Below are 26,035 nucleotides of genomic sequence, written 5' to 3'. Positions count from 1 at the left end.
CTTTATCTGAGTTTAATTATTACTTTCTACTTTATCTAAGATCAATTCTGTAGTCTTATGATCGCATTCGGATAATATTTTGATCAGATTACGTTCTGTTGCCACAATTTTATTAATCTTTACTTCACCTAGTTTCACCGGATTCTCCTCATTTGATTTCGCAACGACAATAGATCTATAATTACAATCGTAAACAAATTCTAACCTGGATCGTACATAATCTTTCCCGTCATTAAAATACTCGGTCTGAACATTGTCTTTTATGACCATTACCCATTCAGTAACAGGTGTATCGACGCGTAAAAATTTTCCCTCTTTCATATTTGTGCACTTGGTCTCCTCATCCGAAATAAAAGTATTCCCTTGACTTTTCACTTCAGTGAAACCGGCTAATAGAAATGTAATCAATAAAAAATTAAGATGTTTCATATGTTTGTGTTTTTCTTGTCAATAATAATAAGAAAGCTCCTGAAAATTCAAGGATCCAGCCCCATTTCAGCTTTACAACACCTGCAAAGGTGTCTCTCCAGGATTTAAAAGGCAGAAAGCTGAAATAATCCAAAGACTGAAGTTTAATGGCAATAAGCGTAAAAATGAATAGCCCAATCAACAAAAAACCAAAAGTCCTTACCATTTTAGGACGATTATTAACCAGTCCGAAAAGGGCACCTGCAGTGAGGATCCAACAGGCAATTGCCAAATAGTGATCCAATTTCCAGTAGTTCCAATTCCCGATAATAGGGATATGAACCAATGGTAAAAAGCTTCCAGCTATCACCAATACCAATCCTATGAACTGAATATTTCTCATATTTCTTAAAGCACCAAAATACAAAAAAAAACACAGTCCGAAAAGCATGTTTAAAACGAACACATAATCTTGTAAATCACATTGTTAAATCAAAAATCCTTATTCCTATCGATAACCTATTTTTGTTTTTCATCAAAGCATGGCTATTAAAAATTAGAATCCGGACTTTTTTCATCCATAAACTGATCCCTGTAACCAATGAATTATTTCTATTTACAAAACGGAAAATTGGAAAAGGGTTCTCTGTAAAATAAAAAATGCACCTTTTAGCAAGGTGCATTTTAATATATCGATACTAAGCTTAATAAATTAGTGATTTACATTAGCTACTTCTTTCGGATCATGTTTGTGCTGAAAAAGAAGGGCAAAAAGTATGGCTAATATCAATGCATAAGCAGCAAAAGACAGCCAGATCTGTTGCCAGTCTTTCATCATAACGATGGATGACAAAGTTCCATCAGAGTTGACCACCGCATTAAATGAATCTTTCAAAATTCTTAAAAACGCAGGATTATCAGGAGTGGTTTCTAAATAGGAAGACAAATCTGATACGTTAGTAAACTTGTGGGTAAAAAATTTATCAATAGCCCAGCCTGCCATATAACTTCCGAAAACAGCACCAAAGCCGTTGGTCATCATCATGAACAAACCTTGTGCGGAAGAACGAATCTTTTTATCAGTAGTAGTCTCTACAAAAAGAGAGCCCGAAATATTAAAGAAATCGAAAGCCATTCCGTATACAATGCAGGAAAGAATAATTAAAGCCAAACCGTACCCATCCGGAATACCATAAGCAAAAAAGGCAAATCTTAAAACCCATGCTAACATTGACATCAGCATCACCTTTTTTATTCCAAATTTTTTCAGAAAGAAAGGAATAGCAAGAATAAATAAAGTCTCAGAAACCTGAGAAATAGACATAATGATTGTTGACCGTTGTACAACAAAGGAGTTTTCATACTTTGGAAAGTGAGCAAATTCACTTAAGAAAACATCTCCATAAGCATTTGTCAGCTGTAATGCAGCTCCCAAAAGCATGGAAAATAAGAAGAATAATGCCATTTTGTAATTTCCGAAAAGCTTAAATGCATTCAGCCCAAACTGTTCTGATAAAGGTGCATTTTTGTCGATTAGCTTTTGTGGTGGACACTTGGGTAAAGTAAGTGCGTAAATTCCTAAAAAGATGGCTACTACCCCGCCAATATAAAACTGCCCTTCCGTTGCTTTATTTCCTGTAAGGTTGGTGATCCACATTGCTACAATAAACCCTATCGTCCCCCATACCCGAATCGGAGGAAAGTCTTTGACTACATCCAGATCACTGTTTTTTAATATCGTATAGGAAATAGAATTGGCAAGAGCAATGGTCGGCATATAGAAACACATCGCAACAAGCATAACATAAAAGAAAGAATCAGGGTCTCCTGTATGTGGTAAGATGAATAAAACAATCCCATAAAGGATTTGTAATGCCGAAAAAATACGTTCCGCATTGATCCAGCGGTCGGCAATAATCCCGGTGATGGTCGGCATAAAAATAGAGGCTATCCCCATGGTTCCGAAAACAGCTCCAAACTGAGTCCCTTCCCAATGTTTTGTACCGAACCAAAAATTAGCCATCGTAATCAGCCATGCCCCCCAAACAAAAAACTGCAGAAAGCTGAGGATGGTAAGTCGTAATTTTAAATTCATAGTTAGTTGTAAATATCTCTTTAGTCTATTTTCTTTTTCCTCCTCTTGATTTCTTCCTGAATTTCTAAAGCAGTATCATAATCTTCTTCTTTTACAGCATCTTCGAGTAATTTCTGAAGCTCTTCCATAGAAAGAGAACGTAAATTATCTTCGGTTTGAACTGTTTCTGAGAATGATTGTTCTTCTTTGGAAACATCTTCCAGTTCCAAAAGAATTCCGGCTTCGTTCAAGACTTGTTGAGTAGTGAAAATAGGAGCATCAAATCGTACCGCCATTGCAACGGCATCTGAGGTTCTGGCATCCAGAATTAATTCTTCTTCTGTTACCTTATTTTTGAAATTAATATTTGAAAAGAAAACACCATCTACGATTTGATAAATGATGACTGAAACCAATTCATAATTCGCTGACACTATAAATTTTGTAAATAAATCATGTGTAAGAGGACGCGGCGGATGAATATCTTTCTCCAGACCAAGAGAAATGGATTGTGCCTCGAAATTCCCTATAACAACTGGTAATTTTATGTGTGTTTCTTCATGTTCCAATAATAATGCGTACGCCCCTGATTGGGTCTGGCTGTACGATATCCCGCGAATAATTAGTTGCTTATAATCCATAACTACAAAGATAAATTAATTTTTTATTGTAGGTTTTAATTTTTAGACAAAAATAAAAGTTCGGAAAACCCGAACTTTTATTTTTTTATTTGTTATAAAACTAAATTTTATCCTTTGATTGCTTTAATCTTTTCAGTTAATGCAGGAATAATCTGGAATGCGTCTCCTACTACTCCATAATCTGCAGATTTGAAGAAAGGTGCTTCCGGATCACTATTGATTACTACAATTGTTTTTGAAGAGTTTACTCCGGCTAAATGCTGGATCGCTCCTGAAATTCCTACAGCAATATAAAGATTAGGCGCAATAGCTTTACCTGTTTGCCCTACGTGTTCTGTATGAGGTCTCCATCCGATATCAGAAACCGGCTTAGAACAAGCTGTAGCAGCTCCTAAAACGTTAGCTAAATCTTCAATCATTCCCCAGTTTTCAGGGCCTTTCATTCCTCTACCTGCAGAAACAACAACTTCAGCTTCTTTAAGGTCTAATTTTCCTGAGCTTTGCTCATGAGAAATTACTTTGGTATCTTCGTTAGCTACTGAAAGATTTTTCACCTCTTCAGATCCAGATACTGCATTTTCTTTAACTCCGAAAGCATTTTGAGAAACCGTAACGATTACTCCATTTCCTTCAGCTTTAGCATGCATAAATCCTTTTCCTGAGAAAGCTCTTCTTTTCACCTGGAATGGAGAAAGGCTTTCCGGAGCTGCCAAAACATTAGTAATTAAAGAATAGTTCTTCATCACTGCCAACATTGGAGCAATAGAAGATGCATCTGTAGTGTGTGGGAAAATAATAATATTTCCATCAGCTACTTCACTTACTGCCTGAGCAAATGCTTTTGCTGAAAAGTTTTTAAGACCTTCGTCTTTAATATTGATTACATTTGATGCTCCATATTTATATAATAAATCTGAAGAATCAGTAGGGTTTACAGAGATTGCTGTAACGGTATCTCCAGCCTGATCTGCAACAGCCTTAGCATAAGAGACTGCCTCAAAAGCTGCTTTTTTGTAAACTCCGTTTATATTTTCTGCGTATACGAATACTGCCATTTTCTTAAATTTAAAAGATTAAAAAATTTAATAATTAAAAGATTTAGATCACTTTAGCTTCTTCGTGAAGTAATCTTACCAATTCATCCAGATTATCCGGAGAAACCATTTTCACAGCTGCTCTTGGTGGAACACTATCATAAGAAACTCCCTGAACTTTCACTTCTGAAGAAGATGGCTCAACAACCTGTAATGGTTTTGTTCTTGCAGACATAATTCCTCTCATATTAGGAATAATCAAATCTTTTTCATCCACTAATCCTTTCTGACCTGCAATAACAGCAGGAAGTTTTACAGAAATAGTTTCTTTCCCACCTTCAATTTCTCTTACAGCAGTCGCTTCACTTCCATTAACGTCTAAACCTACGGAAGCGTTAACGAAAGGCTGGTTTAATAACTGAGCAATCATCCCAGGAACAGAACCACCGTTATAATCAATAGATTCTTTACCACAAAGAATAAGGTCATATCCTCCGTTTTGAGCTACTGCAGCAATTTCTTTAGCAGTAGAATAGCTATCTTTAGGATCAAGGTTTACTCTTATTGCATCATTTGCTCCAATAGCCAATGCTTTTCTGATTACAGGTTCTGTAGCAGTATCTCCTACATTAATTACTGTCACTGTAGCTCCTTGAGACTCCTGAAGTTTAACCGCTTTTGTCAACGCAAATTCATCTAAAGGATTGATCACCCACTGAATTCCGTTTTTGTCGAAAGCAGACTTATCTGCTGTAAAGTTAATTTTGGAAGTAGTATCCGGAACACTACTAATACAAACTAATATTTTCATGTGTACTATTTTATTATTTCCCTTTTATTGCATAAAAACCCGATGCCTTTATGCAGAGATTTTGTTTGATTAATTTCTGTAAATATAAATAAAAAATATATTATGCATGCATAATACTTATGAATTTATTATTCAATACATTAGAAGTACTTACCTGGCTGGTTTTGTTGCCCTAAACTCTATCTTACTGGGTAAAACCCTGGGATTCATTTTCAAAATATCCAGTACCAGATTCCCCATATCCTCCGGCTGGATTTTCCATTCATCTTTTTGAGATACTATATTTCCATTAAAATTGGTGGCTACCGAACCTGGCATTATCACGGTTGTTTTGATGTTATATTTTCTCAGATCAATCATCGCCGCCTGAGTAAACCCTACTACTCCGAATTTTGATGCATTATAACCGGTTCCGTTTTCGAAGAAATTAGCTCCGGCTAAACTTGAAATGGTAATATAATATCCCTCCGTTTTCTTTAGTGCCTCCACGGAAGCTTTTAAAGTATAAAATGCGCCCGTTAAATTAGTTTCAATCATAGAGTTCCATTCTTCGGATGTTAACTCATCCACGGGCTTAAATATCCCTAGTCCGGCATTAGCTATAACAAAATTTATTTTACCGAATTTCTCTATAATAGATTTTACAGCCTCTTCTTCACTTTCCAGACTTCTGACATCCGAAACAACTCCTAATACCTGAGGCGAATATTGCAGAAGCAACTTTTCAGCTTCCATAACATCTTCTCTTTTCCTTCCCGAAAATGCAACAGAAACTCCATTTTTAAGCAATATTTTTGCAATTCCGAAACCGATCCCTTTTGTACCTCCGGTTATATAAGCCACTTTATTCTCTAGCATGTCATTAATTTTAATTTCTCTAAAATAAAAAAAACGCTCCAATTAGAGCGTTTTATATAGTGTAAGATTTGTCAGGAATTAGTCCTTAAGAATTTTCTGAACATATACTTTCCCGTCATTAGCTTTTACCTTTAAGATATAAGCCCCTTTTGTAAAGCTTGATACATTGACTTCATTAACATTTTTATTATTAGAAATAGAAGTAACAGCTCTTCCATTCATATCATAAATATCAATTGCTTCAGATTTCAAATTGTTACCAAATCTAAATTTCAGGACATCTTTAACCGGATTTGGAAAAATTTGCAGGTCTTTTGAATTAATTACCTCAGTAACACCCAAAGTATTCTGTCCTGTAATAGTCATTACCCATCTAGCTGAAGCAAATCCAGCTAGAGCTCCAGTTCCTGTTGCAATAGGCGTATCTATTCCACATGTTTCTGAAGATAAGTAAGAAAGACCCGTCTGCGCTCCCGGGTGCGTTCCTAAATAAAAAGACTGAGGGGGATTAGCAGTAGATCCATCATGATATAATTCAACAACAAATGTTCCTCCAGCAGGAACCGTTTGCGATAAAGCTGTTCCTGTACTTACCATTTGACCGGCATTAGCTGGTGCTATATTAACATTAGTAGTCCCTAAAAGAGTCGGCGTTCCAGTTGGGAATGCACCTACCAAAGTATAAAGATTAACCTCTACAGGGAAAGTAGTATTGGCAGTCTGTACTCCAAATGCAATATTGGTAATATTATAGCTGTAATTAATACCATAATCTGATAGTTTAAATACTCTGTAATAAGAGTTATCGGCAGTATAGCCGTTAGCCTGGCTTCCGCACGCTACAGAACCTGTAGGTGATACAGTATTCGAAACTGCATTTTGTGTAATAACTTGAGAATGGGCAACGCTTGTAAGTATTACAACCGCTAAAGATGTAAAAATTTCCTTCATAATATTTAATTTAATTTAAATTGTAAATATATTTTATTTTCTTGATTAAAAAAAATTTTATTAAATAAATCAAATAATCAAAAATAATTCACCAAACAACAAACAAATAAAACAATACAAAGAACATAACATTAGAAAATAAGCATTTTATACATCTAAATATTTAATGAATAAAATAAACCATAGATTATATTTTTAATGGATAACAATACAACAAAAAAAAGAGAATACCTAATTTAGGCATTCTCTTAAATAATATCTTTGTTACTACCAGTACAACCTGACCAGTAAGTAATGTTTCAAAAAATTCTATTATTTTGAATAGTTTTCAAAAAACAGAGGGATACTCTCAATTCCTTTATAAAAATTGAACAATCCGTAGTGTTCATTAGGTGAATGGATGGCATCAGAATCCAATCCGAAGCCCATTAATACAGACTTTGCGCCCAAAACTTTTTCAAACATAGAGGTAATAGGAATACTTCCTCCACTTCTGTAAGGAAGCACCTCTTTTCCAAATGCAGATTCCATTGCTTGCTTGGCTGCTAAGAACTCTTTAGTTGCTACAGGCAGAACATACGGCATTCCTCCGTGATGTGGAGTTACTTTTATTTTTACGGTATCCGGAGCAATTTTCTCAAAATATTTCGTAAACTTCTCAGTAATTTCTTCCGGAGTCTGATAAGGAACTAAGCGCATTGAAATTTTCGCAAAAGCTTTTGAAGGAATCACTGTTTTAGCTCCCTCTCCTGTATACCCTCCCCAGATTCCATTGCAATCCAAAGTTGGACGGATAGAGGTTCTTTCTAATGTGGTATATCCTTTTTCTCCTTCTATATCTTTTAATCCGATTGATTTTTTAAATTCCCCAGGATTATCTTTCAGTTTATTCATTTCGGCTCTTTCTTCATCTGAAACAACCTCCACATTATCATAGAATCCATCTACTGTAATGTGTCCATCTTCATCAATTAGTTTGGCAATCATTCTCGAAAGCACATGAATAGGATTAGGAACAGCACCACCATAAAGTCCTGAATGCAAATCTCTGTTAGGTCCTTCCACCTCTACTTCTACATAGCTTAACCCTCTTAAACCCGTAGTTACCGTTGGTTGTTCGTTACTATAAATGTGTGTATCTGAAATAAGAATACAGTCACAAGCCAGCTTTTCTTTATTTTCATTTACAAAATCTCCTAAACTTACGGATCCTACTTCTTCTTCTCCTTCTAAAATAAATTTAACATTGCAAGGAAGAGTATTCGTTTTCATCATTGCCTCAAAAGCCTTCACATGCATAAAAAATTGCCCTTTATCATCCGCTGAACCTCTGGCAAAGATTGCTCCTTCAGGATGAAGTTCTGTTTTTTCAATATAAGGTTCAAAAGGTGGTTTTTTCCATAATTCTAATGGATCTGCCGGTTGAACGTCATAATGTCCGTAAACTAAAACCGTTGGCAGGTTCTTATCTAAAATCTTTTCACCAAAAACGATAGGATACCCCTTCGTCTGGCATACTTCAACATTGTCGGCACCTGCATTTTTAAGATGGGTTGCACACACATCTGCACATTTCAATACTTCATCTTTATAGGCAGGATCTGCAGAAATAGAAGGGATTCTCAATAACTCAAATAATTCATCCACGAAACGTTGTTTGTTTTCGTTGATGTAATTTAATGTCTCTTGCATTGTAAAATTTTGTTTGGTTAAAATTATAAAAAATGGCCTGCAGGAGCAAACAAAAAGAAAGAATTTTCCTGCTGACCGCTATTTATTAGAAATTAAAAAATTATACTCAGAAATCGGTGACTCGTGCATATAAAAAAGTCCTGCATTGCTGCAGGACTTTTTTATATTTTGTACTCGTAATTAGTGTTCAGCTTTAGCAGCTTCTGCAGGCTTTGCAGCAGCAGTACTATCTGTTTTTGGAGCTTCAGTCTCATTTTTTTCAGCAACAGCATTTTCTTTATGTCCTGCTGCTTCACCATGAGCATCACCGTGAGCTTTTGCACCACCTTGTGAATCATCAGAATATCTTTCTACTCCTTCTTCCAGTTTTAGGGTATTCTTATTTCCTCCGGCTTGTATTTTTTTACAGCTTACTGCTACAGTTGCAACGGCTAAACATATAATTAATTTTTTCATATGTAAGATTTATTTTTTTAAAGGTCATATGAAATCGGTCTATTTTAAATCGTCCAGTAAACAGTCCGCGATTTCATGCTTAAATTTTTGATTGCCCAAAATTAAGAAATCTTGCATCTCTTGGCAACATTTTTACATTGATTTTAAAATAATTTTCCCTTTTTTGGATTGTGTAAAAATAAGGTAATGTTCTCCACCATCTTTTAAAGTATACTTCTTTTTAATTTCTTCCGGTTTCAACGGGTAATTTTTTGAAATAATATTGAATTGTTCTTTCTTTTTAATCTGCTTACTATCAACAACTTCCATTTCTAAAATTCGTCCCGGAAATTGATTATTTCTTTCATGGGATGTATAGATATGAGAGTTAGGATGAAGTTTTTTCAACTGAAACCTTTCTGATATCAAATTGAAAACCCCTGCCTTTAGTATGGAATGATTTGGAATGTAAATAAACTTTTCAGGCTCACCATATTCTGAGTGTGCTACTTCTCCATCTCCAAACCTGAATACAAAATCCGGTTCACTGCTTTCCAGATTTACACAATGACAATCAATTTTCCCGGAACTTTTCCCGGATAAGAAAACCACGATCTCTTTTACATCATTTTTTACAGCGATGATATCGATCCTTGATATATTTTTCAGAACGGATACCAGGTATTTCAAATCAATCAAAGGAGATAGCTTAATCACCACTTCATTCGACATCGATACCAGATGATCCTGAATTTCAAGAATATTAGGTGATAGGTCTTCTAAAAGAAAAACCTTATTCTTTTGAGTATCCCTTCTTGCCGGATCTAAATAAACAACATCAAAAGTTTCCTGATTTTCATTTAAAAAGTCTTCCAGTCTAAGATTGAGAAATTTTGCCTTTCTCCCCAAAGCTCTCCAATTGGACTCTACTATATTTAAAAGCTCTGTATTTTGCTCAATTAAGGTAATTTCGTCAAAATTCTGAGACAGGTAATAAGCATCTATTCCAAAACCACTGGTAAGATCAATAAATTTTGTCCCATTTAAAATAGAAGATTTGTACAGAGCAGTCTTTTCTGAAGATGATTGCTCCAGATTGAGCTGTGGAGGAAAGATGATTCCATCCTGAAGTAAAAATGGGAATTTTCTCTCTGCAACCTGCTTTCCTTTTATCTGTTGAACAATTTCCTGCATGGTAACATCAGGAAACGGGGATTTCTTAAGCAGCAATGCATGCAAATCTGAATGGAGGTTTGCATTGATAAACTCTTGAACTTTTTGAATTAATATATTATTTCCCACAGATCTCACAAATATATTTATAACTTAAAAACTAACTATCAATACTTTATTAATATTCCATATGAAAAATTAAGGTAAACATCTGTACTAATTCGTGTAATCTGTTGTTAAAACGTAGTTTATAATTCTACTCAGCGAACAAGTTTATCTTTTATAAAAAATATAATCTGTCAGCAATGGTTGAAGGTCGTTTTGTTTCAAAAGAGAATTGATTTGCCCCCGATGGTAGGTCGAGTGATTGATCGCATGAAAAAGCATTTCAAAAATACTGTTTTCAAATTTCGTTCCTCTTGAATTTCTATATCCAATCCTGGTATCTAAATCAAAATTCTGAACAATATCTAAGCTTTTTATAAAATTCTGATGATTGATCTCTATTAAATTTTCAAAAGGATTGATCTGCCAAACTTCGAAAGGCTCACTCCCCAGAATCCTTGAGTTCCAGATTTGCTGAGCATTGAGGGTATGATTGATCAATGCAATGGTCTTATCATCAATCTTCGAGATATTTTCTGAAATGAAATTAATTATTTCCCGATTATAGTGATGGGTATATTCAAATAAATCAATCAGTTTTTCTGTCATTACTCAAACATTTCTGCCCAGCGGACAGGTTTTATCTCTTTTTCATTGTATAAGTCTTCTACCGACTTTTTCACTTCCAGCTTGGGATAAAGATTAACCCCGATTAGCTTTATTTTACCTTCTTCAACCCATTTTTGTTCTTCAATGGCATGATCATAAATCTTTTTCTGAATCATACCTTGTTTGAGTAATTCAAGATATCCTCCTGCTTCTTCCAGCTCTATAAATAAGCCCCATGACTTTTCAGCAATTTGCTTTGTTATGTCTTCAACATAATAGCTTCCATTAGAGGCATCTTCAAATACATTGATAATACTTTCATAAGCCAGCACAATCTGTTGCTTAAATGATATCTCTTCAGAGTTATCTGTGCTATTATTGACCAGATAATTGGTACTGTATACTGCATCTGCACCTGCGATCATCGCAGAAGCAAGCTCTAATGTAGAACGGATAAGATTGTTTTCACGATCTGAGGTTGCCTTATTTCTTAAGGAAGTCTCTGCAAAGATATAAGGGATATCATCGAGACCATATTCTTTGGAAAATTGATTAAAGATCAGTTTAAAAGCTCTTATTTTCGCCATCTCAAAGAAATAATTTCCTCCGATTGCTATTTTAAAAATTAATTTATTCAAAATTTCAGGTCCAAAAACTTCTACAAGCTCTTTGGCTTTTGCTAAAGCAATTCCCAATTGCTGGTATATCGCCGCTCCAGAATTTTGATGAAGTGAAATATCTATACAAATATTTCTTTTAAAACTTTTAGCCAGTAATTCTTTGGCAAGCTGATCATTAATTGTTCCTTCTTTCTCATCAAACACATCAATTAATGAAAAATACTGATCTTCATCTTTAGGGCTGATATGTTCTGCCAGATCTTTATTGTTAATGAAGATTGTCTTTTCTTCAAGGTTTTCTACATTCTGATCCAGTATAAATGCAAAAACATCTTCTTCTAAACTTTCGTGATATTTGGCAACCAAATGAGTACTTTCTTCAACTTTTGGAAGGTTTACCAGAGGTTTCTGAACTGAGCTGTAGAAAGGCTTTACATCAATCCCCTCTAAGTTTTCTTTTTTCAGAATGGTATAAATATCTTCTGTTTTAAGCTGTTTTTTTACTAAATTTTCCCAATCTGGAAGTATATCTATATTTGACATTTAGTTGAAGATTATAATTAAGAGTTTTAGGCGTATGAAATATTATTTTTTAGATATATGCGTGCTATCTACCACCAGAATAAAGATTTCTTCATCCGGCTTTTTCATAAAATAATTTTCCCTTGCGTATTTTTCTTTTTCCGATTTATTGTTCATCAGCTTCTTATAAAACGTATCATTTTTTTCGTATTCCGTTTTATAATACTGCAATTGTTCTTCGTATTTGTGAATTTCTCCGTTCAGCTCATTAATTACCAGAAACGAAGTTTTATCAAAGAAAATCATCCAGACCAAAAATAAACAGATCGTAATAAAGTATCTGTTTAAAATATATTTCTGGAGTAGCTTTACCACTTCAGATTTTGGCTGTATCTCTTTAATTAATTTATTTGCCATTTTAATGTTTTCTCAACGAGTTTTTGATAACAGTAGTTAAAAAATCAATCGCTACGGAATTTTGCCTCATATTGGGGATGATAAGATCCGCCTCATTTTTTGATGGTTCTATAAATTCCTGATGCATAGGCTTTAGAGTAGTTTGGTAACGGTGTAATACTTCACTTAGGTCTCTCCCCCTTTCCTGAGTATCTCTTCTTATCCTCCTAATTAATCTTTCATCAGAATCTGCATGAACAAAAACTTTCAAATCAAATTCTTTCAATAATTCTTTATTAGTAAGTACTAAAATACCTTCTACAACCAATACATTTTTAGGTTCCACAGTCACATGATCTCCGGTTCTGGAATGAGTAACAAAGCTATAAATGGGCTGTTCAATAGACTCATTATTTTTTAAAGCTTTTACATGTTTCAGCATCAATTCAAAATCTATCGACTTGGGATGGTCATAATTCAAAGCTTCCCTTTCAGTAAGTGTCAGATTTTGGTTATCATGATAATAATTATCCTGAGATAGGATATTCATCCCTTCAATATCAAGCTGTTGCAATATTTTATCAACAACTGTAGTTTTGCCGGATCCTGTACCCCCTGCAATTCCTATTACAAGCATTCTTTTTGAGTTTCTATATAATTGGTACAAATATACTATTTTAGTTGGATGCAAGTAAAGGAATGGACAAGTAATTTCTTCAATAAAAAAAGAGGCTGTCTCAAAAGAGATAGCCTTTTTTATGCAAAAAGGAAAGCTTTCGCTTTCCTAATAGTTGCAAATTGATTAATTTGCATTGTGTTAAGTACGTCAAAAGTAGTCTTTAAAGATTACACCCCAAAGAAAATCTGCTTTTTCCTCCCAATTTATCGGAGTTGATTGATGAGCGACATCCTGTGAAAATTGTTTCAAACATTATTGATGGCTTGGATATCAAAAGCTTAATTAAAACCTACAAACCTGGCGGAACATCTTGCTACCACCCGAAAATGCTTTTGAAAGTTTTGATTTATGGCTATTTAAGCAATATCTATTCAAGCCGCAAAATGGAGCAGGCCTTGAAAGAAAACATCCATTTTATGTGGCTCTCTGCAATGAGCCGTCCCGATCATAACACCTTAAACAGGTTCCGTAGTGAACGATTGAAAGGTGAGATTAAAGCTATTTTCACACAAATTGTTCTTCTTTTGGAAAAGGAAGGTTTGGTAAGTCTGAAAACCACTTTTGTAGATGGCACCAAGATAGAAGCCAATGCCAATCGCTATACTTTTGTTTGGGGAAGAGCTGTCAAAAAACACAAAGAAAGGATTGCAGAGCAATTAGAAGAGCTTTGGAACTATGCAGAAACAGTTGCCAAAGACGAGCTTGAAAATACAGAAAGTATTGATTTTAAAGAAGTAGATTCTGAAAAAGTAACTCAAACCATCGAAAAGATCAATGAAGTTTTGAAAGATAAAAAAGTAGCTTCAAAAGTTCGTCAGAAACTGAATTATGCTAAGAAAAACTGGGCAGATAATTTAGAGAAATATAAAAAACAGCAAGAATTATTAGAAGATAGAAATTACTATTCCAAAACCGATACAGACGCTACTTTTATGCGAATGAAGGAGGATCATATGCGAAACGGACAACTAAAACCCGCTTACAATCTACAAATTTCTACCCATAGACAATTCATTTTACATTATTCAATTCATCCCAACCCAACAGACACCAAAACATTAGCGACTCATTTACTGGGTTTTGAAGAAAGCTATCATAAAGCTCCCAAAGAGCTTGTTGCTGATGCTGGTTATGGCTCAGAAGAAAATTACAACTTGTTAAAATCTAAGAAAATAAAAGCTTATGTTAAATATAATTACTTCAGAAAAGATCAGAAATCGGGACAAATAACCACTTCACAAAACAATCCTAAATTGGCAAAAATCAGAGAAAAGGTTTTCAAACTTCTTAATACCAGCAAGGGCATCAAACTCAGAAAACAAAGATCCCATGATGTTGAACCTGTTTTTGCAGAGCTCAAACACAACAAAAATTTTAAACGATTCATGCTTCGGGGAAAAAATAAAGTCGAGGTAGAAATCGGCATACTCGCAATTGCCCACAATCTAAAGAAAATGTCAAAAGCAGCCTAAAACAGACTGCTTTTTTGACTTATATCTTCTTTTTTCCAAGATATTTTTTTTATTCAAAATATCGAAATCTTTTTTCAATGAAATACTAAAAAGAGACTGTCCTTTTGAGACAGCCTCTTTTCATTATAAGTCTTATTTTTTAATGAATTTGGTTGATACATCAGCTCCTTTTATGTTGAGCAAATAATCACCCGTTTGAAGATGAGAAACATCAATTTTGTTTTTATCATTTCCGATTGTCGTTTCCAGAACTTTTCGTCCTTCCATATTATAAATTTCTACTTTTTCTTCTTTGTTTTCTTTTAATAAAACAGTGAGAACATCAGTAACCGGATTTGGATATACAGAAGCAACGTTTTCTTTTTTGATCTCTTTTTTGATCTCTCTTCCGCTCAATACACAATTATATTCAGGAAGAACGTATCCGGCTGCCTTAAACTCCTCTGTCATAACCGAAATATCATTGCAATTGAACCCGAATTGCCCCAACATATTGATACCGGCCTGTCTTATAGCAATAGCTGCATTCTGCTGGTTTGTATTTGAGGTTGTTAAGCCCAATCCTTCTAAAAAGGCTCTATCTGTTTTCTCTTTTCCTATTCTATTATAAATTCTCATGAGTGCAGAAGCCCAGATTTGACCTTTTGTATGGATTGCCCCTGTTCCCGGATAGGTAACAGTATAGTTTGTGATTCTTCCTGCCCAATATTGGTTATGCCCATCCCAGTTAAACACCCACTGATATTCAGGAGCTGTTGAAGACCATTGATTTAAACTTCTGCTGTAGGACTGTGCCCAATAATCGCCACTCCCTTCGCTTAATCCATCAGAATTTGAAACTCCTCCGGAAAGCCAGTGATAGATTCCGTGTCCTAATTCATGTATGATCACATCTGCATCCTCACCATCATCTACACCTCCTTGGCCGAACTGCAGGACTCCAGAAGTACTATAACTCGAATTATCAGCTCCATTTAAAGCATGAGGATCATAAAGAACAGTTCCTCCATTAGTTTTTGGTCTGCAGATTATTCCCAAGGTTTCATTGATGTATCTCATACTTTGATCAACATGCCAGAAAACATTTACCGCCTCAAACCCTAGCTGGCTTCTATTGAACAAAAACTGGTTGGAAGCCTGCGTGAATAAACCTGTATTAGGTGCGCTGATATTTCTTATTTCTACGTAAGCATTCTTTAGTTTGTAAACATTATTGGCAAACTCTATATCTGATAAAGTTACCAGAGTCCTGGCATTATCAAGGCTGGTATTGGTCGCATCATTATTATCTACAAAATCACCTGCATATGCAGATCCTGTTTTTGACAACGGATCAGGGTTAAATACATAGCCTGAACCGGAAGCTTTAAAACTCGCCTGTTTCTGTGTTTTATTTACTTTGTCTTTTTTATGAGGCTGCTCGTCTTCATGTCCGCGGTGGTATACAGCAATGTCTTTTACGCTTATCACAGCACCTGTCTTTGCATCAATGATCGTTTCCCAGCTTCCAGGGTTTTCATAAGGATCAATTACAGCTCTGTAAACCAATTTTGTATCTCCTTCATCTGTAACATATACGAACAGCTTATTTTCCTTATAGGTAATCTCACCGCCTGCTTTGCTGGCTACGATGGCTTTTTTTAAAAGCATCAGCAGCAGAAATAGAAGGAGTTGTATTCACCTCCTTTAGATTTTTTTTCAGACTTTCTGTACCGGTATAGCTTAATTTTCCTTCCTTATCGAAATGGACTACAATCTCAGACTGGAAAACAGGAACGTCTTTTAGCATCTGCTGAAAACGTAGTGTTTCCCCTATATTCCCCTTACGCACTGAACTTAGTGTAAGTTCACTGAATCCTGGAATTCCTAAATTTCTTGTGTTTTCTTTGATCCAACTTCTGGCCGAAGTTTCAAAAGATGATGTCTGTGCATTTAATGCGGAAAAACATAGCATCCCGCAAAGAGCTAGCGAAGTAAATTTTAATTTCATTTAATATTTTTTAAGTTGTTTCACTAAATTATGAAATATTATCTAAACACAATACATAATTTTAATAAAAATTCAATAAAACATTAAATTACCTGCATATTTACACAATATAAAAACCCTAACACAATGTTAGGGTTTTGCTATACTATCTCGCTTGTTAATTCCCGTGAAATCAATTTTTCGTGCATTGGCTTTAAAAGCTCCATTGATCCCGTTTTTACCGTACATTTACCCTTATAATGTATTAAAATGGTACATTGTTCGGCTTGTTCTAAAGTATGCTTACAAATTTCAACCAAACTGTCAATTACATAATCAAAAGTATGAACGTCATCATTATGTACAATCAGCTTATAAACGTCATCTGTATCTTCTAAGACCAGAACTTCTTCTTCGTACTGCCGTTTGGGATTTTCATAATCTTTTATGCTGTTATAAAAAATCATTTTTTTGTTATTTAAAATTCTCCTAATTTGTCTGTGAGCTCATTGACAATATTGGGTTCGTTATAGACCAATTCGACAAGCTCGACACTTTTATTATTCATTTTCAGGATTTTGAAATGATAATTATCAAGATCAAACTCCTGATTTTCTCCGGGAATATCTTCTAAACCATGAAGGATAAATCCAGCAAGAGTATTGTATTCACTTTCTTCTGAAAGAGGTAATTTCTTCGGTAAATGTTCATTAATTTCTTCCAAAGGCTGTGTAGCCTGTACCCAGAAGATATTGTCCCCAATTTTATCTACTATTTTATCCTCATCATCTTCTTCATCCTGAATTTCACCTACTAATTCTTCAAGAATATCTTCTAATGTAATAATCCCTTCTGTTCCACCAAATTCATCAATTACAATAGCTAAATGCTGCTTTTTCTGCTGGAAAATTTTCAATAAATCTGAAATCTTTTTACTACCTACCACAAAGAAGGCATCACGCATTAAAATTTTCAGATCATCATGATTAAGTTCTCCTTTTCTTTTAACAAATTCCCTGATGATTTCCTTTGTATATAAAATACCTATTACATTATCTATGGAGTCGATATACACCGGAATTCTGGAGTATCCGCTATCCATAATTTTATTAATAATATCATTGATATCTTCCTCAAAATCAATAGAAGTAATATTCTGTCTGGGAACCATGATCTGTTTTGCAGAATGATCTGTAAAATCAAATGCATTTTTAATGATCTCATAGTTTTCTTCTTCAATCTCTCCGCTGTCTGCACTTTGTTTAACCAAAAGCTGAAGCTCTTCCGTTGAATGGATTTCCTGTTCGGAAGCAGGGTGAATTTTCATTAATCTTAAAACTCCATTTGACATAGAGTTCATCAACCAGATGAATGGCTTGAAAATTGTGTAGAAAACACGTAAAGGAACAGCAGTTGCCATGGTGGTAGCTTCTGATTTCCTGATAGCAATTGATTTGGGAATAAGCTCACCAAACACAATATGCATAATAGTAATAAGAACAAAACTGATCACCAATGAAATGGTAGTGACCGATGCTGCGCTTAATTGAAAGTTGATGGATACAAAAATATTTTCGACAATATGATGTAATGCGCTTTCCCCTACCCAACCTAATGCCAGGGAAGCTAATGTAATTCCTAATTGTGTTGCAGACAAATATTCATCAAGGTGCTTGATGATGTGTTCTGCTTGTTTAGCCATAGAATCCCCTTCTGCAGCTTTTAACTGGATTTGTGAATAACGAACTTTAACAATTGAAAATTCTGCGGCTACGAAAAAGCCATTAAGTAATACAAGAAACAAGGCTAACAAAAGCCTGACTATGTCCGAGTCCATTTACGAAAGTTATATAAAATTTAGTTATACAAAGATATATAAAATAAAAATAACAAAAAAAGCACCGATATACTCGATGCTTTAGTATTTTTATTAAAATAATTCTTTATGAATTTTTCAAAGCTTCTGCTCCTGAAACGATTTCTAAGATCTCGTTTGTAATAGCAGCCTGTCTTGCTTTGTTATAGAATATCACCAAATCATTTTTCAAAGACTGGGCATTATCCGTTGCTTTATGCATTGCAGTCATCCTCGCTCCGTGTTCAGATGCTACTGAGTCTAAAACAGCTTTGAAAACCTGAGTTTTAATCGACTTTGGAATTAGGTTATCCAAAATTTCATTTTTGTTAGGTTCAAAAATATAATCTGTTTCTACTTGAGGCTCAGTCGTTTCAGGCATTAAGATAGGAAGAAGCTGTTCTCTGGTTACTTCCTGAGTAGCAGCATTGATAAATTTATTATAGATCAAATAAACTTCATCAAATTTTCCTTCTCTGAAACTTGTCATTACCCCTTCAGTAAGATTAGAAACTGCATCGAAGTTCAGATTGTCATAAACAGCACTTTCATTTGCATATACCGTACGGCTTCTTCTTACAGCATCAAATGCTTTTTTACCGATGGTAAGAACTTCAATATCATATTGAGAATTATTCTGAAACTGGATATTAAGCTCTTTTACGATTGCTGAATTAAAAGCACCGGCAAGACCTCTGTTAGAAGTAACAGCGATAAAAAGAATTCTTTTAACTTGTCTCTTTTGAGCATAAATAGAAACCTGATCAGGATCTGAACTAGAATTTACATTCTGGATGATTTCTTGTAGTTTTTCAGAATAAGGTCTTAACATCACGATGGCATCTTGCGCTTTTTTAAGTTTCGCAGCAGATACCATTTTCATAGCACGTGTAATCTGCATCGTAGATGAAATTGAACTGATTCTTCCTCGTATTTCTTTTAAGTTTGCCATATTGGGTTAGTTGTTGGTTGTCGGTTGTTGGTTGCTAGTTTTAGAAATTTCTGTCAACTATCAACCAAAAACCATCAACTAATTTTTAATTATATTTAGAAGCTAAATCGTTAGCAGCTTGCTTAAGAACGTCTGTAATATCTTTATCGATTTTCCCAGCCTTAATAGCAGCCATTGTTTCAGGATGCTTAGATCTTAGGAAAGCAATATATTCCACTTGGAATTCTTTTACTTTTCTGATCGGAACATTTCTTAATAAGTTTTCTGTACCTGCGTAGATCATTGCTACCTGGCTGTCCACAGGAAGTGGAGAGTTTACCGGCTGCTTAAGAAGCTCTACGTTTCTTTCTCCTTTAGAAATTACTGCTAAAGTAGAAGCATCAAGGTCAGAACCGAATTTAGCAAATGCTTCCAATTCTTTATACTGTGCCTGATCCAATTTTAATGTACCAGAAACTTTTTTCATTGATTTGATCTGAGCATTACCCCCTACTCTCGATACAGAGATACCAACGTTAATCGCTGGACGAACTCCAGAGTTGAATAGATCAGTCTCCAAGAAAATCTGTCCGTCTGTAATCGAAATTACGTTGGTAGGAATATATGCAGAAACGTCTCCAGCCTGAGTTTCAATAATTGGAAGTGCTGTTAATGAACCTCCTCCTTTTACGATTGGCTTTAAAGACTCTGGTAAGTCATTCATTTGGCCTGCAATATTGTCATCAGCAATTACTTTTGCTGCTCTTTCCAATAATCTTGAGTGCAGATAGAAAACGTCACCAGGATAAGCTTCACGTCCCGGTGGTCTTCTCAATAGAAGAGAAAGCTCACGGTAAGCAACAGCCTGTTTTGATAAATCATCATAGATGATAAGAGCAGGTCTACCAGTGTCTCTGAAAAACTCTCCGATAGAAGCACCTGCCATAGCAGAATAAACCTGCATAGGAACCGGATCTGATGCATTAGCGGCAACAATTACAGTATATGCTAAAGCTCCTTTATCAGAAAGTGTTTTAACGATTTGTGCTACAGTAGACGCTTTTTGTCCAATAGCAACATATATACAATATACAGGCTGACCTGCATCATAAAATTCTTTTTGGTTGATGATCGTATCAATCGCAACAGTAGTTTTACCTGTCTGTCTGTCACCAATGATAAGCTCTCTTTGCCCTCTTCCTACAGGAATCATGGAGTCAATAGCAACGATACCTGTTTGTAAAGGTTCAGTTACCGGTTGTCTAAAGATAACTCCAGGAGCCTTTCTTTCCAATGGCATTTCGTATAAATCCCCAGTAATAGGACCTTTACCATCGATTGGATTACCAAGAGTATCTACTACTCTTCCTAACATTCCTTCCCCTACTTTAATAGAAGAAATTCTGTTTGTTCTTCTTACTGTATCTCCTTCTTTTACTAATTTACTTTCTCCTAAAAGAGCAACACCTACGTTGTCTTCTTCAAGGTTAAGTACAATACCTTCTACATCACTAGAAAATTTAACCAACTCTCCGTATTGTACGTTTTCTAACCCGTATACACGAGCAATACCATCACCGATGGTTAAAACTGTACCTACTTCCTCAACATTTGATTGAGTGTCGAAGTTGGCCAATTGTTGTTTTAAGATCGCAGATACTTCTGCCGGATTTATTTCTGCCATTGTATGGTTGTTTTTATCTTAATTTAATTGAAAATCTTTTTTAACCTGATTAAGTTTACTTTTAACAGATGCATCGATCTGCTGGTCTCCTACTCTTAAAATATACCCTCCTAATAGTTTAGGATTTACATTAACCTTCAAATCAAAGTTTGAAGTACTGTTTACCAAGTTTGTAGATCTTAAGATTTGATCAATATTTTCTTTTGAAAGCTCAGTTGCAGTAGTCAGTTTAATTCGTTGTACTCCATTGATATCTTCAACTTTGTTGATAAATTCCTGAGCGATATTTTTCAATTGGCTTTCACGACCTTGTCTAATCACCAATCTGATTAAATTTTGAGAAGAAAGTGATAAACCTTTGAAAATCTCATTTGCTACTTCTGTTTTCTTTTTAGCGTCAATGTAAGGCGTAAGGAAGAATTTGTTCAAATCCGTAGATTCAGACATTAGCTTCGCTACATCTTTCATTTCAGAAAACACAGTAGCTGTTTGCCCGGTTTCATTTGTGAAATCCAGCAAACCTTGTGCGTATCTTTTAGCTACTTTAGATGTAAGCATTATTAGTTAAGATTAGATTTATTTAAATAGTTTTGAACCAACTCGTTTTGAGCTTCACTGTTATCCAGTTTTTGTTTCAAGATAGACTCAGCGATATTTACAGATAAAGCACCGATTTGAGTTTTGATATCTGCCATAGCAGCGTTTTTCTCAGTTTCAATCGTTTGCTTAGCTGCAGCAATCAATTTATCTCCTTCAGATTTAGCAACATCTTTAGCCTCTCCTACAATTCTATCTTTAATTTCTCTTGCTTCTTTAAGGATAGCATCTCTTTCAATTTTAGCCTCACGAATGATTCTTTCGTTATCAGCTTTAAGATCTTCCATTTCTTTTTTAGCCAATTTAGCTTGATTCAATGCATCAACAATAGAAGTTTCTCTGTCATTTACTGCATTTACAATTGGTTTCCAAGCGAATTTTGCTAAAAGAAACAACAGGATAACAAAAGTAAGCGTCATCCAAAACAAAAGTCCAATTCCAGGTTCAATAATTCCCATATCTGTAAATTCTTTTTTAAGTGTTAATTATGGATTGTTTTTAAAATTCTTAGCAGCAGCCAACCGCTTTACTGCTAAGAATGTTTTTTTGAGGATAATTACTTGATGAAAGCACCAAAGATGATCGCGATAAGACCAGCACCTTCAATAAGACCAGCAGCAATAAGCATTGCTCCTTGAATCTTACCAGCTTGTTCTGGTTGTCTAGCGATAGCATCCATTGCATGACCACCGATTTTACCAATACCAAGACCTACTCCTAATACTGCTAAACCGATACCTACGTAAACTAATCCTGTTCCAGTTGATAAATCCATAATAAATAAATATTTAGTTAAAAATTATTTTAATAATAAACGCTTTCTTAATTAGTGAGCGTGCTCTTCATGTCCATGCTCGTGCTCTGCAACTGCAATACCAATAAACAATGCTGATAATACTGTAAATATATAAGCCTGTAACGCAGCAACCAATAATTCCAATACGGAAACAAATAATGCTAATGGTACTGATGCAAATCCTAAGAACGGAGATTTGAAAATAAAGATCAAAGATATAATTGCTAAGATCATAATGTGACCTGCTGTAATGTTAGCAAAAAGTCGCATCATTAAAGCAAATGGCTTTGTAAAGATCCCGATAATCTCGATTGGAACCATAATAGGATACAATAAGATCGGAACTGGCGGCATAAAAATGTGCTTCCAGTAATCTTTATTAGCACTGAATAATGTAATTAATAAAGTAATAACAGCTAATACAGCAGTAATCGCGATGTTACCTGTAAGATTTGATCCACCAGGGAAGAAAGGTACCAATCCAAAAAGGTTGTTAAACCAGATAAAGAAAAATGCTGTCAAAAGATAAGGCATATATCTTTTATATTTTACAGATCCAATATTAGGTATAGCTACCTCGTCTCTGATAAATACAATTACCGGCTCCATTATTTTTCCAAAACCTCTTGGAAGTTGAGATTTTTTATAACCTCTTGCCATTCCTATGAATAATACCAGCATAAAAATTACTGATAAAAACATAGATGCTGTATTTTTAGTAATTGAAAGGTCGAAGAAAACTTCATTTGATTTTTGCTTTCCACTAATGATTGAAAACAAAGTTGCTTTTTCAATTCCTTTAATAGAAACTACCTGGCCATCTTCTAAAGTATAACCATCGTGTTCATGACCGTGAGCTATAGCACTAGAAAGGAAAGTATGCCACCCTGTATTATCTTTAATAATTACAGGCAAAGGAATAGAAGTATGGTGTTCTTCACCATTCTCATCTTTTGTAGTCCATAAATGCCATTCGTTGGAATCACCAATATGTTCCATGATCATTTTCGTAGCATTAAAACCATCTTTAGCTTCTTTCTGCTCTACTTTCTCAGCCACTTTTTCACCCTCAGACTCATGCTGAGCACTAGCTAAAGTGCTAATAAACACAAATAAAAATGCGAAAAATAATGAAGAAATCTTTCTGTTCATATCTCTTTTTTAATCGTGTGCAAATATATTGATTTTATTAAACTTTACCAATATTAAAAATTGATTTTTATCATCAAAAAAATCAAGATTTGTTAATCTGTTTTATTACAAGGAAATATATAAAGAATGACGCTGCTACAAAGCAAATAATAAGGAAGATAAAATTGCTTCTTGTTTTGTCTATTAATAATAAGGAAATAACAAACCAGATAACATCTTTTACAATGTTAACCATAAGAAACCTCATAGCAGCATTAGGCTTATCCTGGAGATATCTTTTAAATATTATATATACAATACTATTAAATACCCCTATTAAAAACACAATAATGAAAACATTCCAAAAATTCATTTTGCAAAAATAAAATTATAATTTGTTAAGCAAAATAAATCTCGGCACAGTATATCCTATATATTACTAAAAAATCCTTATTTTTGCAAACTATAATTTACAATCAATATGTTTAATAGTTTACAGGATAAATTAGACAAGGCGCTTCATAATATTTCCGGAAGAGGAAAAATTACAGAAATCAATGTTGCGGAAACCGTAAAAGAAATTCGTAGAGCATTGGTAGATGCCGATGTTAATTATAAAGTTGCAAAGGATCTTACCAAAAGAGTTCAGGATAAAGCCTTAGGACAAAACGTTCTTACTTCCCTTACTCCGGGACAGCTAATGACCAAGATTGTTCATGACGAATTAGTAGATCTAATGGGAGGATCTCAGGAAGGTATTAACCTTTCCGGAAAACCTTCGGTAATTCTTATAGCAGGTCTTCAGGGTTCCGGTAAAACGACATTCTCAGGAAAACTAGCTAATTATTTACATACTAAAAAGAATAAAAAACCTTTATTGGTAGCTTGTGACGTTTATCGTCCTGCTGCGATCGACCAGCTGAAAGTTTTAGGAGGTCAGATCGGAGTTCCGGTTTATACTGAAGAAGGTGCTACCAACCCATCTACTATTGCTGATAACGCCATTAAATTTGCAAAAGAAAATAATCATGATGTGGTTATTGTCGATACAGCAGGTCGTTTGGCAATTGATGAGCAAATGATGAACGAAATTAAATCCGTTCATTATTTCATTAAACCTCAGGAAACTTTATTCGTAGTAGACTCCATGACCGGTCAGGATGCTGTTAATACAGCGAAAGCATTTAATGAAGCTTTAAATTTTGACGGTGTTGTTCTTACCAAATTAGATGGTGATACAAGAGGGGGTGCTGCTTTAACGATTCGTTCAGTAGTAGAAAAGCCAATCAAATTCATTTCTACAGGTGAAAAAATGGAAGCTTTAGACCTTTTCTACCCGGAAAGGATGGCTGACAGAATCTTAGGAATGGGAGACGTTGTTTCCTTAGTAGAAAGAGCTCAGGAACAATTTGACGAAGAAGAAGCTAAAAAACTTCATAAAAAAATTGCCAAAAATGAATTTGGTTTTGATGATTTCTTGAAACAAATCAATCAAATCAAGAAAATGGGTAACATGAAGGATTTGATGGGTATGATTCCGGGAGTTGGAAAAGCAATTAAAGATGTTGAAATCAGCGACGATGCTTTCAAACATATCGAGGCCATCATCTACTCTATGACACCGGACGAAAGAAGAAGACCTTCTATCATCAATACACAGAGAAAGCAAAGAATTGCCAAAGGTGCAGGAAGAAAGATCGAAGATGTTAATCAGCTGATGAAACAATTTGAGCAAATGGGGAAAATGATGAAGATGATGCAGGGTCCTCAAGGAAAGCAAATGATGCAGATGATGAGCAAAATGCCAAATATGCCTGGAATGGGTGGAATGTTTGGAAAATAATTAAAACATCAACAAAATATAAAACCCGGCTCATTCGAGCCGGGTTTATTTTTATCTTATCTTAATACAGATTATTTATCCGTTTTCTGAGATTTTGATTTAATGAAATAAGAAATTCCTACATTAACACCGAATGTCTTTACATTAGTTTTTACATCCATATTCATATACTTTTCTTTGTTAGAAAACTGGTCATAAGAAACACCTAAATTAACCCCTAATGACTGAGTTGCCATATACGTAACACCTCCTTTCACTTTCCATGCCAGACCATCTGTGGTTGTTTCATCAGAAGCAGAAACGCCCATAATATCAGCATTTCCTTTGTTTTTAACTGACGAATACCCGATTCCAGCTCCTAGGAAAGGGACAAACTTACTATCATTAACAAAATAATAAGTTGCCGTTGGCATTACAGAAAAATTGGTTGTTGTAGCTTTAATTCCTTGAAATTTTGTTGTAGCAGTTAAGAATCCTAAATCAATTCCTACAGCTAATTTATCGATCACAAAATACCCTACGGAAGGCGATACGGAAAATGTGTTGACTTTAGGTCCGTCTACAGACTGACCAGCCACTTTAATTGTTGTACTTACATTGTTAAATCCTAAACCAGTATTTCCACTGATTACCCAGTCTCCTTTAGTCATCTGAGCGTTTGACAGTCCGAAAAGTGCTACAGCACCAGCCAGTAATAATTTTTTCATAGTTATTAAAATTTTAATTTATAGATCAAAGTCCTATAATTG

General features: G+C 34.7%; 27 protein-coding genes and 1 pseudogene. 2 read left to right on the top strand and 26 right to left on the bottom strand.

Annotation, left to right across the window (positions count from 1 at the left end; genetic code table 11):
- Nucleotides 1–12: 12 nt before the first annotated feature.
- From CJF12_RS03180 to udk, 15 genes are all read right to left on the bottom strand, one after another.
- A complete protein-coding gene (locus tag CJF12_RS03180; RefSeq protein ID WP_034685180.1) occupies nt 13–429 on the bottom strand; it encodes a hypothetical protein in 417 nt (138 codons plus the stop codon).
- Nucleotides 416–811 carry a hypothetical protein gene (locus CJF12_RS03175; protein WP_034685207.1) on the bottom strand — a complete coding sequence of 132 codons (396 nt, stop codon included), beginning with the start codon at nt 809–811 and terminating at the stop codon, nt 416–418. The genes CJF12_RS03180 and CJF12_RS03175 overlap by 14 nt, the downstream gene beginning before the upstream one ends.
- 309 nt (nt 812–1,120) lie before the next feature.
- Nucleotides 1,121–2,503: a nucleoside permease gene (locus CJF12_RS03170; protein ID WP_034685182.1), complete on the bottom strand. Its 1,383-nt coding sequence runs from the start codon at nt 2,501–2,503 to the stop codon at nt 1,121–1,123.
- Between the two features lie 20 nt (nt 2,504–2,523).
- On the bottom strand, nt 2,524–3,123 hold the full coding sequence (locus tag CJF12_RS03165; protein ID WP_034685183.1) for a bifunctional nuclease family protein: 600 nt from the start codon (nt 3,121–3,123) through the stop codon (nt 2,524–2,526).
- Nucleotides 3,124–3,230: 107 nt separating this feature from the next.
- Entirely contained in the window at nt 3,231–4,178 is a 948-nt protein-coding gene (locus CJF12_RS03160) for an electron transfer flavoprotein subunit alpha/FixB family protein (RefSeq protein ID WP_034685184.1), read from the bottom strand.
- Nucleotides 4,179–4,221: 43 nt separating this feature from the next.
- Nucleotides 4,222–4,968 carry an electron transfer flavoprotein subunit beta/FixA family protein gene (locus tag CJF12_RS03155; protein ID WP_034685185.1) on the bottom strand — a complete coding sequence of 249 codons (747 nt, stop codon included), beginning with the start codon at nt 4,966–4,968 and terminating at the stop codon, nt 4,222–4,224.
- Nucleotides 4,969–5,118: 150 nt separating this feature from the next.
- Nucleotides 5,119–5,826: an SDR family oxidoreductase gene (locus CJF12_RS03150; protein WP_084675647.1), complete on the bottom strand. Its 708-nt coding sequence runs from the start codon at nt 5,824–5,826 to the stop codon at nt 5,119–5,121.
- A gap of 78 nt (nt 5,827–5,904) precedes the next feature.
- Entirely contained in the window at nt 5,905–6,777 is an 873-nt protein-coding gene (locus tag CJF12_RS03145) for a T9SS type A sorting domain-containing protein (protein WP_034685186.1), read from the bottom strand.
- Nucleotides 6,778–7,089: 312 nt separating this feature from the next.
- The gene (locus CJF12_RS03140) at nt 7,090–8,469 is read right to left on the bottom strand and encodes a dipeptidase (protein WP_034685188.1); all 1,380 of its coding nucleotides are present in this window, start codon (nt 8,467–8,469) and stop codon (nt 7,090–7,092) included.
- 180 nt (nt 8,470–8,649) lie between these two features.
- Nucleotides 8,650–8,925, bottom strand: a complete 276-nt coding sequence (locus tag CJF12_RS03135; RefSeq protein WP_034685190.1) for a hypothetical protein — start codon at nt 8,923–8,925, stop codon at nt 8,650–8,652.
- A 132-nt stretch (nt 8,926–9,057) separates the two neighbouring features.
- Nucleotides 9,058–10,206, bottom strand: coding sequence for a class I SAM-dependent methyltransferase (locus CJF12_RS03130; protein WP_034685192.1), 1,149 nt, complete (start codon nt 10,204–10,206; stop codon nt 9,058–9,060).
- A 144-nt stretch (nt 10,207–10,350) separates the two neighbouring features.
- Entirely contained in the window at nt 10,351–10,791 is a 441-nt protein-coding gene (locus CJF12_RS03125) for a DinB family protein (protein ID WP_034685193.1), read from the bottom strand.
- On the bottom strand, nt 10,791–11,954 hold the full coding sequence (locus CJF12_RS03120; RefSeq protein ID WP_034685195.1) for a methylmalonyl-CoA mutase family protein: 1,164 nt from the start codon (nt 11,952–11,954) through the stop codon (nt 10,791–10,793). The genes CJF12_RS03125 and CJF12_RS03120 overlap by 1 nt, the downstream gene beginning before the upstream one ends.
- 42 nt (nt 11,955–11,996) lie before the next feature.
- A complete protein-coding gene (locus tag CJF12_RS03115; RefSeq protein ID WP_034685197.1) occupies nt 11,997–12,350 on the bottom strand; it encodes an FtsB family cell division protein in 354 nt (117 codons plus the stop codon).
- A 1-nt stretch (nt 12,351) separates the two neighbouring features.
- Entirely contained in the window at nt 12,352–12,966 is a 615-nt protein-coding gene (gene udk, locus CJF12_RS03110) for a uridine kinase (protein WP_034685198.1), read from the bottom strand.
- Nucleotides 12,967–13,143: 177 nt separating this feature from the next.
- Between udk and CJF12_RS03105 the strand changes: the two are divergent.
- Nucleotides 13,144–14,480 (top strand): annotated as a pseudogene (locus CJF12_RS03105) (IS1182 family transposase).
- Between the two features lie 132 nt (nt 14,481–14,612).
- Here CJF12_RS03105 and CJF12_RS03100 read toward each other — a convergent pair.
- The 10 genes from CJF12_RS03100 to atpB form a co-directional block, all read right to left on the bottom strand.
- Nucleotides 14,613–16,130, bottom strand: a complete 1,518-nt coding sequence (locus CJF12_RS03100; protein WP_051887180.1) for a T9SS type A sorting domain-containing protein — start codon at nt 16,128–16,130, stop codon at nt 14,613–14,615.
- The gene (locus CJF12_RS03095; RefSeq protein WP_084675593.1) at nt 16,087–16,470 is read right to left on the bottom strand and encodes a hypothetical protein; all 384 of its coding nucleotides are present in this window, start codon (nt 16,468–16,470) and stop codon (nt 16,087–16,089) included. The genes CJF12_RS03100 and CJF12_RS03095 overlap by 44 nt, the downstream gene beginning before the upstream one ends.
- 140 nt (nt 16,471–16,610) lie before the next feature.
- On the bottom strand, nt 16,611–16,916 hold the full coding sequence (locus tag CJF12_RS03090) for an ATP-dependent Clp protease adaptor ClpS (RefSeq protein ID WP_034681703.1): 306 nt from the start codon (nt 16,914–16,916) through the stop codon (nt 16,611–16,613).
- Nucleotides 16,917–16,927: 11 nt separating this feature from the next.
- Complete coding sequence (locus CJF12_RS03085; RefSeq protein ID WP_034681704.1) at nt 16,928–18,286, bottom strand: hemolysin family protein; 1,359 nt, start codon at nt 18,284–18,286, stop codon at nt 16,928–16,930.
- Nucleotides 18,287–18,392: 106 nt separating this feature from the next.
- Nucleotides 18,393–19,256 carry an ATP synthase F1 subunit gamma gene (atpG, locus tag CJF12_RS03080; RefSeq protein ID WP_034681705.1) on the bottom strand — a complete coding sequence of 288 codons (864 nt, stop codon included), beginning with the start codon at nt 19,254–19,256 and terminating at the stop codon, nt 18,393–18,395.
- An 85-nt stretch (nt 19,257–19,341) separates the two neighbouring features.
- Nucleotides 19,342–20,919 carry a F0F1 ATP synthase subunit alpha gene (atpA, locus tag CJF12_RS03075; RefSeq protein ID WP_034681707.1) on the bottom strand — a complete coding sequence of 526 codons (1,578 nt, stop codon included), beginning with the start codon at nt 20,917–20,919 and terminating at the stop codon, nt 19,342–19,344.
- Nucleotides 20,920–20,937: 18 nt separating this feature from the next.
- Nucleotides 20,938–21,477 (bottom strand): ATP synthase F1 subunit delta, encoded by a 540-nt coding sequence (atpH, locus tag CJF12_RS03070; protein ID WP_034681709.1) that lies wholly within the window; start codon nt 21,475–21,477, stop codon nt 20,938–20,940.
- 2 nt (nt 21,478–21,479) lie between these two features.
- Complete coding sequence (locus tag CJF12_RS03065; RefSeq protein ID WP_034681710.1) at nt 21,480–21,974, bottom strand: F0F1 ATP synthase subunit B; 495 nt, start codon at nt 21,972–21,974, stop codon at nt 21,480–21,482.
- A 98-nt stretch (nt 21,975–22,072) separates the two neighbouring features.
- Nucleotides 22,073–22,291 (bottom strand): ATP synthase F0 subunit C, encoded by a 219-nt coding sequence (locus tag CJF12_RS03060; protein ID WP_034681712.1) that lies wholly within the window; start codon nt 22,289–22,291, stop codon nt 22,073–22,075.
- Nucleotides 22,292–22,342: 51 nt separating this feature from the next.
- Complete coding sequence (atpB, locus tag CJF12_RS03055) at nt 22,343–23,464, bottom strand: F0F1 ATP synthase subunit A (protein ID WP_034681714.1); 1,122 nt, start codon at nt 23,462–23,464, stop codon at nt 22,343–22,345.
- A gap of 460 nt (nt 23,465–23,924) precedes the next feature.
- On the opposite strand from atpB, the gene ffh reads away from it, so the two are divergent.
- Entirely contained in the window at nt 23,925–25,286 is a 1,362-nt protein-coding gene (ffh, locus tag CJF12_RS03045; RefSeq protein WP_034681717.1) for a signal recognition particle protein, read from the top strand.
- A gap of 71 nt (nt 25,287–25,357) precedes the next feature.
- Here ffh and CJF12_RS03040 read toward each other — a convergent pair whose 3' ends face one another.
- Nucleotides 25,358–25,993: an OmpW family outer membrane protein gene (locus CJF12_RS03040; RefSeq protein WP_034681720.1), complete on the bottom strand. Its 636-nt coding sequence runs from the start codon at nt 25,991–25,993 to the stop codon at nt 25,358–25,360.
- Nucleotides 25,994–26,035 lie beyond the last annotated feature (42 nt).

It is taken from the genome of Chryseobacterium piperi, from assembly GCF_002285635.2.
Classification (GTDB): domain Bacteria; phylum Bacteroidota; class Bacteroidia; order Flavobacteriales; family Weeksellaceae; genus Chryseobacterium; species Chryseobacterium piperi.
This window is presented reverse-complemented; position numbering and strand designations above follow the sequence as displayed.